14 protein-coding genes and 1 tRNA gene are annotated in these 12255 nt (G+C 62.0%); 2 read left to right on the plus strand and 13 right to left on the minus strand.

Annotated features, from left to right (window positions below; translation table 11 throughout):
• Nucleotides 1-361: 361 nt before the first annotated feature.
• The 3 genes from RT460_RS16495 to RT460_RS16505 form a co-directional block, all read right to left on the minus strand.
• Nucleotides 362-541: a hypothetical protein gene (locus tag RT460_RS16495; protein ID WP_313320409.1), complete on the minus strand. Its 180-nt coding sequence runs from the start codon at nt 539-541 to the stop codon at nt 362-364.
• Between the two features lie 357 nt (nt 542-898).
• Complete coding sequence (locus tag RT460_RS16500; protein ID WP_313320412.1) at nt 899-1405, minus strand: lipocalin family protein; 507 nt, start codon at nt 1403-1405, stop codon at nt 899-901.
• A 112-nt stretch (nt 1406-1517) separates the two neighbouring features.
• Complete coding sequence (locus RT460_RS16505; protein ID WP_313320415.1) at nt 1518-1994, minus strand: hypothetical protein; 477 nt, start codon at nt 1992-1994, stop codon at nt 1518-1520.
• A 677-nt stretch (nt 1995-2671) separates the two neighbouring features.
• Between RT460_RS16505 and RT460_RS16510 the strand changes: the two genes are divergently transcribed.
• Complete coding sequence (locus RT460_RS16510; protein ID WP_313320418.1) at nt 2672-3154, plus strand: hypothetical protein; 483 nt, start codon at nt 2672-2674, stop codon at nt 3152-3154.
• A gap of 652 nt (nt 3155-3806) precedes the next feature.
• Here the strand turns inward: RT460_RS16510 and RT460_RS16515 are convergent.
• Nucleotides 3807-3893 (minus strand) — tRNA-Leu (locus tag RT460_RS16515).
• A 120-nt stretch (nt 3894-4013) separates the two neighbouring features.
• Between RT460_RS16515 and RT460_RS16520 the strand changes: the two genes are divergently transcribed.
• Nucleotides 4014-4382 (plus strand): response regulator, encoded by a 369-nt coding sequence (locus tag RT460_RS16520; protein WP_313320421.1) that lies wholly within the window; start codon nt 4014-4016, stop codon nt 4380-4382.
• A gap of 68 nt (nt 4383-4450) precedes the next feature.
• Here RT460_RS16520 and RT460_RS16525 read toward each other — a convergent pair whose 3' ends face one another.
• The 9 genes from RT460_RS16525 to RT460_RS16565 all read right to left on the minus strand — a co-directional run bounded on the left by RT460_RS16525 (nt 4451) and on the right by RT460_RS16565 (nt 12137).
• Nucleotides 4451-6832, minus strand: coding sequence for a Tex family protein (locus tag RT460_RS16525; RefSeq protein WP_313320424.1), 2382 nt, complete (start codon nt 6830-6832; stop codon nt 4451-4453).
• A 114-nt stretch (nt 6833-6946) separates the two neighbouring features.
• A complete protein-coding gene (locus RT460_RS16530) occupies nt 6947-7162 on the minus strand; it encodes a hypothetical protein (RefSeq protein WP_313320426.1) in 216 nt (71 codons plus the stop codon).
• A gap of 117 nt (nt 7163-7279) precedes the next feature.
• Complete coding sequence (locus tag RT460_RS16535; protein WP_313320464.1) at nt 7280-7690, minus strand: hypothetical protein; 411 nt, start codon at nt 7688-7690, stop codon at nt 7280-7282.
• A gap of 52 nt (nt 7691-7742) precedes the next feature.
• Nucleotides 7743-8114 carry a DUF5329 domain-containing protein gene (locus tag RT460_RS16540; RefSeq protein WP_313320428.1) on the minus strand — a complete coding sequence of 124 codons (372 nt, stop codon included), beginning with the start codon at nt 8112-8114 and terminating at the stop codon, nt 7743-7745.
• Entirely contained in the window at nt 8114-9181 is a 1068-nt protein-coding gene (phaC, locus tag RT460_RS16545) for a class III poly(R)-hydroxyalkanoic acid synthase subunit PhaC (RefSeq protein WP_313320430.1), read from the minus strand. The genes RT460_RS16540 and phaC overlap by 1 nt, the downstream gene beginning before the upstream one ends.
• Nucleotides 9178-10338 carry a class III poly(R)-hydroxyalkanoic acid synthase subunit PhaE gene (gene phaE / locus RT460_RS16550; protein WP_313320432.1) on the minus strand — a complete coding sequence of 387 codons (1161 nt, stop codon included), beginning with the start codon at nt 10336-10338 and terminating at the stop codon, nt 9178-9180. The genes phaC and phaE overlap by 4 nt, the downstream gene beginning before the upstream one ends.
• 54 nt (nt 10339-10392) lie before the next feature.
• Entirely contained in the window at nt 10393-11007 is a 615-nt protein-coding gene (locus RT460_RS16555; protein ID WP_313320434.1) for a CDP-alcohol phosphatidyltransferase family protein, read from the minus strand.
• Nucleotides 11008-11083: 76 nt separating this feature from the next.
• Complete coding sequence (locus RT460_RS16560; RefSeq protein WP_313320436.1) at nt 11084-11572, minus strand: 8-oxo-dGTP diphosphatase; 489 nt, start codon at nt 11570-11572, stop codon at nt 11084-11086.
• 58 nt (nt 11573-11630) lie between these two features.
• Nucleotides 11631-12137 (minus strand): DUF1249 domain-containing protein, encoded by a 507-nt coding sequence (locus RT460_RS16565; protein ID WP_313320438.1) that lies wholly within the window; start codon nt 12135-12137, stop codon nt 11631-11633.
• Nucleotides 12138-12255 lie beyond the last annotated feature (118 nt).

The following is a 12255-nucleotide window of genomic DNA, read 5'->3' on the forward strand; positions in this document are numbered from 1 at the left end:
GACATCACCCTTTCACGGTGGCGACCGGGGTTCGAATCCCCGTGGGGACGCCATTTCTAAAAAGCTCTGGGAAACCAGGGCTTTTTCTTTGCCTGTTGAATGCCGCTATCCATATCAGGCCAACGCCGTCGAAAGCCAACCGGATACGCCCGCATCACTCCACGCATCAAAGCAGTCGCTCACCCCGCAACCTACCCAGGTAATTGCACGGGCCTGCGCTCGCCCTTGCGCGGCGTCCGCGTGGCAGTGTGCCCGCCGGCTTCGCCCACACAGGCGGAACTCGCCCCATCGCAGCGAAGACCCACTCGACCGCGCCTAAAAAAACCGGCTTGCGCCGGTTTTGTCATGAAGTTCGGCGCACTCAGTCGACCACTCGCAACAAGCGGCGCAACTCGTCCTTGGCAGCCTTCGCTTCGGCCAACGTGTCATACGTCAACTTCAACTGCCCCACCTGCTCGGCAACCAAAGTCATCCGCACGCGACCATCGGCAGCCTCGGTAATGGCTGACACCGTAATGATCTTTCGCGGATTGATAAGCATATTTTGATACTCAAACACTGGAATTTCTTCACTCCCCTGAAGGTGTCAAAAAACTAGCACAGCGATGAAATCGCGACCAAGCAAACGTGTCCTATGTGTGACGTGATGCGCTGACTGGAGACGCGAATTGTCTCGCGCAAGCGTTCGACGCAGGCTGGCGCTCATCCACGCATCGAATCAGCACGCTACCAACGCGGTAGCTACCGTGCATACGAAAGCAGGCACGCAGCAGTACTTTCCATTGGTCTCGTGGACGTACGAGCAACGCCCACAGACAGCGCACGCATACTTGTTCGATGTGCCCGCCCTCCGAGAGATCAATCCCGGATAGCGGGCGACATGGCGGCCCGGTTCAGATCAACGCGCGTCCTGCGGCGGATACACCGCTCCCGACTGCGATGGCCAGATCACATCGGACAAGTCGTAGCCACGCGCGCGTGCTATCTCCAACCATTCCATCGCATCGTCACGGCGCATCGTGCCCTGGCGGTGCAGCAGCCATAGGTACTTGCGGTCAGGGTCACCGACCAGCGCAGTCTGGTAGTCCGCATCGACCTTGATGATCCAGTAATCGCCTTTGGTGAACGGGATCCACTGCAGCCCCTGCGGCAGGAAACTCACTTCCAGCTTGGCATTGGTGTCATCCACCGCCTTGGCGGTACCTTCGGATTGTTCCAGCTTGCCCTCGGCGTTGATGCAGGAGTTCAATACCCGCACCGACCCATCCTCGTTGAGCGAGTACTCCGCCGTGATGTCACGCGCGTCTGCATCTTCATGGCGCATCGGCTTGCGTGCTATCTCGAACCATAGCCCGAGATAGCGATCCAGCTCTACGTGCGGCGCGGTAAGAAGGTCGTCGGCCATTGGCACACTCCTGTGGATTTGACTCTCATCAAAACCCAGTACGGGCTAAAGAGGAGTGAAAATCCAGCGATGGGTCCTTCACCCGGAGCCTCCTCCGCAACAGACACGGTGATCATCGGATCGGTTTCTGCTTGCGTGGCTGAAAGGTCGGTACCTCTTCCGGAAGAATATCGAATATGTCGCGACCACCATATCGAAATTCGACAACGTCAACGGAAATTTCACCAGCCAGACTCTCGTGAACGATAGTGGAGAGCGTGTGCTGCTGGTCCTCCAGTTCCGAACCGGTGTGCGCAGGTATCGCCCTGCTGCCCATCTCGATGACGATGCGGTAACCATGAGGTACGAGGCGCGTTCTTATATCGAAGCCTGACTGACCATCGATCAGCTTGAAGCGTGCTGCGGCCTCGGCGAGCACGCCATCCAGCATTCCCTCTATCTCCAGTCGTTCGCTCTTGCTCAGATCCTCGATTGGCTTTCCGCTTTGGTGCGGGACTTCGGCTGGCGCGGCAGCGGCTGCATTGATTGCAGGAGAAGGACCTTGGCTGATCAATGCAATCAGCAAGGCACAATGGGAGAGATTACGCATGGACAGATCCATTCATCAGGGCGCCAACCCTCGGGGCCGCTCCGGCCACGCGATGCTAGTCCAGCTCTTGTCAAAGCATCGCAAAGTTTTCAGGCGGCCGCTCCTGCAACGCTGTTTCAGCCCAGAGGCCTCGGATGTACCGCCGACAAAGGTGACCGGATTGAGGGCCTGATCCTCGTTGCGGCCGCGGATGTGGGCACAACCGGCCGCCCCCTCCATGCTTCATGGCCAACCCGGTGACAGCAGAACGGAACGTCAGTTGTCCCACCGATTTCGGCATGGTGAGCTGCGTTGGTGATGCTCACCCTCACCTGCGCTGAGCCAATACGGGCCACGAAATCATGTGATCGTTTCCAAACAGCAAGGGAGCCCCGAAGCGCTGACGGAAAAGTCGCAGTGAACGCGGCATCGCAACCATTCCACCGCAGCGCTCGCGGTCGATCGCCTGGAGACTGCTCTTTTGCGCGACGCAACCGCACCAGATGTGACGGAACCTCTCGTGTCCAGCACGAACCTCCCGGGAGGGCTGACGATACGAACAGCCACCCGCGTGGACGCCGAAATCTTCAACAAGTAGACAGAAGCGCTAAATCGTCCAAGGTAGCGTCACGGCAGGAGCTGGGGATACCGTCTTCCAGCTGGGGAGAGCTGCCATTGATTGACAAGAAGGAATGAGAATGCGCACCACACATGGAACAAAGTTGAAGCTATACGCGTTCACCTTTGCGACAACACTCATCTTCTCCGGGCATCTACATGCCCAACATGGCATTGAGCCCGGATCCGCCATCCGTCTGGAAGACAGCTTGATAGTGCTGAAGGAAGTCGAGCCTGAAGTTCAACGGTTCGTTGACAGGCAGAAGCGGCTTCCTGGCCAGGACAGTTACGTCCGGGTTCGGCTGACGCCGGATACAAGCACAGGATTCATCTGGATTGATCTTTCCGAAGGTTTCCTGCAGAACGGGCAGACGGAACTCAATGAAGACTGGGGAGAGAAAATTCGCCAGATCGAAGGCCAGACACATGACTACCTCGTTGAGCTGGTTGAATTCAAGGCAGTCGTGACAAGGATTGGAGGCAGAACCCTTAAGGAAATTTTCCATGCGGCGGAAGAACAAGAACAAACAGAACAAGAGCGACCGCCACTGGAGCACTTGTAGTCAATCCAGGCCATGGGCTTTGTTATCACCATGGCACTGAAACCTGGGAGACCAGCGCCCCCTACTCGGGAACGACCGAGGTTTACGAATACGACATCGCTGAGGGCGTTCCAGCCTGCGCGGCGTGAGGATCTCGCCTATCTGTCGGGGCCGCGGCCAGCCGATGTACTGTCACTCATCGAGATGGACTTGAGCGATGGCGTTGCGCACCTGCGCCCGAATAGCACCCCCATATGCGACGGACCAGGATCAGCGACGCCCTCGCGGTACTGGTGAGTGCATACGAGAGAAAAAGAAGCCCTTCACCGTGCACAACACGCGCTTGGTGGTGAAGGAGCATGGCCGGTGCGACGGTCACGACCATGTCGAGCCGGTGGCTCAAGGCCTGTTGGGCGGCCAAGATCGAAGGCATCCCGTTCCGAGATCAGCGCGCCACAGCTGGCGCCGACAAAACAGATTCCGCCGGAGATCATCCGACAGCCCCAGCAGTTCGCCCACTCGTCCGTCGCGATGACGGAGCACCATGCGAGGAAGCGCCGAGGAGCCAAGGCCACGCCAACTCGATAGGTATTGCGGGACAACCCCTTCGAACTTCGGAGCACTCCGCCGAATTACAGGCAAAGAAAAAGGCACCTAAGTGCCTGTTTTCTTTTGGTGCCGAAGGTGGGACTCGAACCCACACGCTTTTAAGGGCGGCGGATTTTGAATCCGCTGCGTCTACCGATTCCGCCACTTCGGCTGGCAAGGCGGCGAGTATAGCGGAGCTTTGTTCAGTTGGGCAGGGGGTGCGGCGAATTTTTTCTGTAATACCGGTTTCCCGCGAAGGCTATACTCTCGCCAACGCAAAAGGTCACGATCAATGGCATCGCAACACGCAACCCGCGTACTCATCGTCGAAAACGACGAACTGAACGCAATGCTGCTTCAGCTTCAGCTTGAGAGCGAAGGGCTTTGCGTGGTCGGTGTCGCTGCCACCGTGGCCGCAGCCATGCAGATGCTGGACGATATGCAACCGCAGCTGGCATTTCTGGACTACTGGCTGTCCCACAGTGAAACCAGTGCGCCCATCGCCGAAGCGCTGAAGCTTCGAGGGATCCCCTTTCTGGTGGCAACCGGCATGGACACCTCACAGCTGCCGGCCGTGTTCGACAGCGGCATCAAGCTGGCCAAGCCCTATACCGGCGCTGATCTGAGTCAGGCTCTGGCGCAGTCCCTGGCGACCAGCTGATCCTGGCCATCCGCAACCGAGAGGCCCCGCACAAGCGGGGCCTTTTTTGTTGCCATCCGCGCCAGGGCTTATCCGCCACCCTTGCGGGCGCGTGCGAACGCATCGGCCAGGGCATTGTTGACCGGTGCCGCCGATTGCGCTGGGCGCGTGCCCGCGTTGCCTGGGCGTCCACCGTTCTTGCCAGCGTGCTGTCCCCGGGCAGCGCCACCGTCACGCCGGGGGCCATTGCCCTGCCCTGCGGCCTGCTCCGGCTTCTTCGCCGCCGGTGCGTCTTCCAGCCGCCGGGTAAGCGCGATGCGCTTGCGGGCGACGTCCACTTCCAACACCTTCACCTTGACGATGTCACCGGCCTTGACCACGTCGCGGGGATCCTTGACGTAGCTGTCCGACAGCGCGGAGATATGCACGAGGCCGTCCTGATGGACACCGATGTCGACAAACGCGCCAAATGCGGCCACGTTGCTGACCACGCCTTCCAGGATCATCCCTTCGCGCAGGTCCTTGATGTCCTCCACGCCGTCGGCGAACCGCGCGGCCTTGAATTCAGGCCGTGGGTCGCGCCCTGGCTTTTCGAGCTCTTTGAGGATGTCGCGGACGGTGGGCACACCAAAGGTCGCATCGGTGAACTGCTCCGGCTTCAGCCCGCGCAGGAAGCTGCCGTCACCCAGCACTGCCTTGATCGGGCGCGCCGCGGTGGCGACGATGCGCTCCACAACGGGATAGGCCTCCGGGTGCACGGCCGATGCATCCAGCGGCTCGTCGCCATCGGCAATACGCAGGAAGCCGGCGCATTGCTCGAAAGTCTTCTCGCCAAGCCGCGGCACCTTCAACAGCTCCTTGCGGCGCTTGAACGGACCGTTGTCATCACGGTGACGAACGATGTTCTCGGCCACCGTTGACGACAGGCCGGACACGCGCGACAACAGCGCCGCCGACGCGGTGTTGACGTATACGCCCACCGCGTTGACGCAGTCTTCCACGCGCGCGTCCAGCGCCTTGGCCAGGCGGAACTGGTCCACATCGTGCTGGTACTGGCCGACGCCAATGGCCTTGGGCTCGATCTTCACCAGCTCGGCCAGCGGGTCCTGCAACCGTCGGGCGATGGATACCGCGCCGCGCAGCGATACGTCCAGGCCCGGGAACTCCTTGGCCGCGAACTCCGACGCCGAATACACCGACGCACCGGCTTCACTGACCACGACTTTCTGCAACTTGGGATTGGCGCAGGCCTGGATCGCCTCGCCGGCGAGCTTGTCGGTTTCGCGGCTTGCGGTGCCGTTGCCGATCGCGATCAGCTCCACCCCGTGTTTGATGCACAACTGCTTGATGGTCTGCAGCGACTGCTCCCACTGCCGTCGCGGCTCGTGCGGGTAGATGGTATCGGTGGCCAGCAGTTTGCCGGTGGCGTCGACCACGGCGATCTTGCAACCGGTACGGATGCCAGGGTCCAGGCCCAGCACGGCCTTGGGGCCAGCCGGTGCAGCCAGCAGCAGATCCTTGAGGTTGTCGCCAAACACGGCGATGGCCTCGGCCTCGGCTTTTTCCCGCGCCTGATTGAACAGGTCCAGCAGCAGGTGCATGTGCAACTTGGCCCGCCAGGTCAGGCGACATGCGTCCAGCAACCAACGGTCCGCCGCCCTGCCCTTGTCGGCAATGCCTGCGTTGCGGGCAACGCGGCCCTCGGCGTACTGATGGCCAGCCTCGGCATCGCTGCCAGGGTCCAGCTCCAGGAACAGGATTTCCTCGCGGCGGGCGCGGAACAAGGCGAGCAGGCGATGCGAAGGAATCTTGGCCAGGGATTCGGCGTGATCGAAGTAGTCGCGGTACTTGGCGCCTTCGGCCTCTTTGCCTTCAGCCACGCGGGCACGGATCACCCCCTGCTCGCTCAGCCATTGGCGCAGTTCACCGACCAGTGCCGCATCCTCGCCCCAGCGCTCCATCAGGATCGCGCGGGCACCTTCCAGCGCAGCCTTGGCATCGGCGACACCCTTGTCGGCGCTGATGTAAGCCGCAGCGGCTGTCTGCGGATCCTGCCCAGGGTCGGCCAGCAAGCCATCAGCCAGCGGCTCCAAGCCGGCCTCACGGGCGATCTGCGCTTTGGTACGGCGCTTGGGCTTGTACGGCAGGTACAAGTCTTCCAGGCGGCTTTTGGTATCGGCCGCCAGGATGTCGTTGCGCAGTTCGTCACTGAGCTTGCCCTGCTCCTCGATGCTGGACAGCACGGCCTTGCGCCTGTCCTCCAGCTCGCGCAGGTAAGTCAGGCGCACTTCCAGGTTGCGCAACTGGGTGTCATCCAGACCGCCGGTGACTTCCTTGCGGTAGCGGGCGATGAACGGGACGCTGGCACCTTCGTCCAACAAGGCGATAGCCGCCCTGGCCTGGGTGGCCTGGGCGCCGATTTCGTTGGCGATGGTCTGCGCGATCTGCTGCGCGAGCTTGATATCTTGCATTGCCGGGTGCGGAAACCACGTTCTAGGGAATCTGCATTCTGGCAATGCCGGGGCCGCGACGGAAGCTTGACAATGCACTACGGCGGGCATGGGGCCCTGACCGACGGACCTGGTTCAGGCCAGGTGCTGGTTCAAGCGTTGGCAGGCAATGTCGTCGCGCAGGTCTTCCAGCACCATCACGCGCATGCGGCCACGGCCGCTGACGTTCATCATGCGCTCCACATAGAACTCCGGACCATGCTCGGTATCCGCGCGCGTCTTGCTGAAACCATAGGGCACCACGCCCTTGTCGCCATCCTTGCTGCCACCGATATAAAGAACAATTGCCATGGTGGTTGGTACTCCTGTTGGATCTATAACGCCGCAACTCTACGCGGGCCGGCGTTAGTAGGATGTACACAAAAGGTTTTCACGCCATGACCACGGTATTGCGGCCTGAAGACAGGTTCAGCCCACGCCGGGGAACCACCCCCTGCCCTGCATCGCGTAGCGATCAGCAGCGCGCTCGAGCGGGTTGCGTACGCTGACGCCGCCACAGAGCAGGTAAACCGGCAGGAACAGCGGCCCCAGCAGCATGTATTGGTACACGTGGGCACGCTCATGGTCGCCCAGACGCACGCGCGGATGCTGGCAACGCCCGGCACGATGTTCGTACGTCATGCACAGGCCATCCAGGTCCGCACCGGTATGCAGGATCACCATGCCCAAGGTGATGGCGCCACCGGGGCCCCACGGCCAACGACGGAAAACCAGTGCGCAATCACGCCGGCTCCAGTACACGCGGGCACCGGCAATGCAGCCTGCCAGGCCAGCCAGCAATCCGATCAGGGTGTTCGGCAGCGTCCAGACTGCACCCATCGCCTGCAACACGCGCAGCGCCCAAGGCGGAATCCGGGCATTCACGATGGAGCTACCGCCCAGCGCTGCGCAGCTGCCGCAACTTGGCAAGGAACCAAGGCGCTGCATCCTGCTCGGCGGCACCCGGGCAGGCCACGCGATACGCCCTGCCACTGATGCTGCTGCGGCTGGCTGCGCGTTCAATGAACTGCTCGCTGCTGTCGACCATGTCGCGCTTGAGCAGATAGTCGTACTTGCGCTGCAGGTGCGTGCGCGCCTGCGCCGGATCGTGCCAACTTCCGTTGCGCTGGAAGCGGCAACCCGAGCTTTCCAGCGCCTGCATCAGGCCGCTGATTTCGCGTTGCGTGGCTGCGCTGGGCCCCGCTACCACGGCACCGGCCTGCGTCGCCAGCAACATCCCAACTACCACGCTCACTATGCGCATCAGTGCGTCCTGCTCAACCATTCGTGGATTGCCGAAGGCACCTCGCGCTGGGCACGGCCCGAGACGTAGATGCCGATATGACCACCGCGGAAACCGACTTCGGTGTAGTCCTTGCTGCCGATCTGCGCGGCCATCGCCCGCGATGCTGCCGGCGGCACGAGGTGATCCTGTTCGGCATAGATATTCAGCACCGGCATCGTCACCTGCTGCAGATCCACCGCCTCCTCACCGATCTGGATGGTCCCCTGCATCAGGCCATTGCCTTCATAGAACTGTTTGACGAACTGCCGGAATGCTTCGCCCGCCAGATCAGGTGAATCGAAGATCCACTTTTCCATGCGCAGGAAATCCTCCAGCGCCTGCTTGTCATCCAGGATGTCCATCAACCCCACATACTTCTGCACGTTGAGGCGGAATGGCTTGAGCATCAGGTAACTGGCGTTCATCAGGTCGGCCGGGATGTTACCCAGCGTATCGACGAACAGGTCCACGTCCACATGCCGCGCCCAATGCGACAACATATTGTCCGGGGTCTGGAAATCCACCGGCGTCACCATGGTGATCAGCGAGCGCACCTTGTGCGGGCGCAACGCGCTGTAGCACAACGAGAACACCCCGCCCTGGCAGATGCCCAGCAGGTTGACCGGCTCGCCTTGCTGCTGTGCGCGCAGGTGGTCGACGGCGCCGTCGATGTAACGCAGCAGGTAATCCTCCAGCGTCAGATAGCGCTCGGAGCGATCGGGATAGCCCCAGTCCAGCACGTATACATCCTGGCCAAGCGCCAGCAACTTCTGTACCAGCGAGCGACCATCCTGCAGATCCACCATGTACGGCCGGTTGACCAGCGCATAGACGATGAGCAGCGGTGGCTGGCCGTTGCCGGGGTGATCACTGACGAAGCGGTACAGCTTGACCTTGCCGTCGCTCCAGACTTCCTGCCGCTCGGTGACGCCGTAATTGACATCGTCCACGCCCGGCAGCAGCTTCAGCCCATCGAGCAACTTGCGCTGCCATTGCAGGGTTTCCTGCAACAGGTCGTCATTGCCAAAACCCAAGGGGCCCTTCATGCCTTGCCTCCACGCCGCGTGGCCGCCGGCTTGCTGCGCACCGCTGGCAGCTTCTTGGCGACCTTGGTGGCCCCCGGCTTCTTCGCAATCGGCTTCGCCGCGAGCTTCGTGGTCGCGGCCTTCTTCGCTGGCGCCCTCTTGGCAACAGCCTTCCGTGCTACCGGCTTGTTCGCTACCGCCTTGGCGGCGGCCGGTGCCGAAGTCGCCCTTTTGGACGCCTTGGCATCCGACGCATTCTTTGCAGATTTCTCAGGAGAGGAACTTCCGCTGGGGGCAACCGCAACCTCCCCCATGCGCGCCATCACCCGCCGCAGTTGCCGTTCCAACTCGGTGATACGCCGATGGGCCGCATCCATCTCGCTGCGGGTAGGCACCCCCATCGTTTCGCAGGCACGTTCCAACTCGCGCTGCGACGCCGAACGCAAACGCATCTGTGCGTTCGCCAGATCGCCATAGATGCGCTGGAACTCTTCGGACAGGGCCATCTTTGCATAGGCCTCTTCAGCCGCATCGATCCACAGATCAAACATGGCGCGTGCACTGGTCAGCTGGCTGCCCGGCACTTCATGTTCGGTCAGCTTGGCTTCGAAGCGTTGGAATGCATCATCCAGTACGCTACGGATTGCATCCACGTAGCGCTCCGCGCGGCCCTGGTATTCCTGCTGCAGCTTCAGCAACGCCTGCCAACGCGCCTGGTGCTCTCTGGCCGGCCCAAATGCCGGCGCCTCCAGCCACTCACCACCGGCGAAGCCGGACTGCACCGCACGTGCAATATCGCGCACCCACGGCTGGTCATTGAGCGCATTGCCGCCACGGGCCGCGCCCAGCATCCATTGCAACAATGCATCGCCCTGTCCTTCGGTGGCCTGACGCCAAGCGCCTGCCACCTCGGCCGCGCTGGTATCACGGCCGGCAAACCGGGCCGCCACGCGCTGCATGGTGCCCAGCCAGTCGCCGGCCTGGTGCTGGAAGCGCGCCCCCAGCTCCTGGACCTCGGGCGGCGTATCCGTGGATACCAATCGGGTCCACTGCTCGATGCTTTCACGCCAAGGAAAGTCGGCAGCGCCCTGGCCACCCAGGGACTGTGCCCAGGCGTCCCAGTAGCCGCGCATCTGCGCCTCGAACGGGTTGTTGTCGTTGTTGCCCGGTGCCGCCATCGTCTGCCTCTCCCAATGCCCGCTGATGATAGCAACGCGGGCAGGAAATCAGCGTCAGGGCTTGGGAATACGCAGGGTCTTGCTGATCATCAGCGAACCGGACAGCGCGAACAGCAGCACCATCGGGTGCAACTGCCACGGCCCCAGTTGCCAGCTGCCGCCCCAAAGGGCCGGGCCAATGGCACTGAAATGGGCAGCCACCGCCAGCACTACCACCAGCGCCAGGCTGGTCGGGATCGGCGTCCCCTCGAAATACGGCACCTTGTCCGAGTCGCCAGCGATCTCCTCAGCGGTCACGTTGTAACGCGCCAAGCGGCTGACGCCGCAGCATACGAAGTAGCTCAGCACCAGCCAGTCCCAACCACCCTGCATGCCGCAGGCATAGGCAAGCGCGGCCGGCGCGACACCGAAGGAGATGATGTCGGCGAGCGAGTCCAGCTCGCGCCCGAGCGTGGACGAAGACTGGCGCCAGCGCGCCACCCTGCCATCCAGTGCATCGAAGATGAAGGCCAAGGGAATCAGTGCCATCCCGAACAGCAGGAAGCCACGCTGTCCATCCTGCAGGAACCGCATCGCCGCAAACACCGCGCCGGTGCCGCAGAACGCATTGCCGAGCGTGAACCAGTCTGCCAGCTGGAATTCGCGGAGCATCGAAAAGTGGCGTTTCATATCGGGTCTTTGTGCCTTGATGACATCAGCCTAGCGCGATTGAGGTGAATGCGCCCAACAAGGGTCAGGCCTCGCATTACAGGCGCGTGTAATCCCAGGATTGCATCCGGCCGTCACGGTAAGGCATGACCCCGTGGAAGGGACGCGGGTCGGCATCAAACACCAGCGGCAGGAAATGCCGGTCGCCTTCCCACAGCGGCAGCGACTCGAGCTGTTCGACCTCCACCCATTGCAGGGTGCCTTCCGGGTTGGATTCCAGCGGTGTGCCGGTGTAGTCGTCAATGACGAAGATGAAGGCGAACCAGTCCTCGCCGTTCTTGCCGAAGCCCGGCCAGCTGATGGTGCCACGCAGCCGGGTGGTGCCGCATTCGATGCCGGCTTCTTCGCGGATCTCGCGGTGCATGCAGGCAAGGATGTCCTCGTCGGTCTCCATCTTGCCGCCCAGCCCGTTGTACTTGCCCAGGTGCATGTCCCCGGGGCGGGTATTGCGGTGGATCATCAATGCCTTGCTGCCATCCGGCGACAGCACGTAGCCAAGCGTGGCCATGATCGGGGTATACGGCATCAGCAGCGACAACCAAAAACCTTGGGGCCCATCAGTATGACCGATTGGCCGTGACCACTCAGCCGCCGTTGCTGCTGGGGCTGCGCAGTTGCAGCACCGTCGCCGAGGCGCGCTGCAGGGTCGCCACGCCATGGCCGCGCTCGGCCAGATAGGCCATCCACTTGCCCAGGAAGGTATTCATGCGCATGCGATGGCTGATCAAGGCTTCTGCCGGCGGATACATGCCCACGACGTCCTGCCAACGCCGGCCGACATAGCAATGCGTGGTTTCGGCTTGGCGGGCATCGCGGTAGAGGCGCACATAGGCCGAAGGATCCGGCTCGCCGGTAAGTGGGTCGCACAGGTCATAGGTCAAACGCAATTCGACCGTATAGCGGTGGCACTCAATCACATCCAGGCGCACGTCCAGCCCGTCGCCGATGCTGGACACGTAACCACCCTGCTGCAGGCGATCCGGCGCGAACAACCGCATCAGGTGCGTGTAGTTCTCGGCGTACAAACCCATCAACCAGCTCAGGCGACTGAGCCGGGGGATGCGATCGATGCGGGACAGTGCCTGTGCCATGGGCTGATCGTACACGACGAACAGGCAATTCCGTCGCCCCACTTCTGCGGAAACGGCGTCAACCGCGCAGCCAGGGCAATGGCGCGCACCAACCGTGCGAACGGTCGCAGCGCTTGCT

Origin of the sequence: Stenotrophomonas sp. (assembly GCF_032061965.1) — a bacterium.
GTDB lineage: Bacteria > Pseudomonadota > Gammaproteobacteria > Xanthomonadales > Xanthomonadaceae > Stenotrophomonas.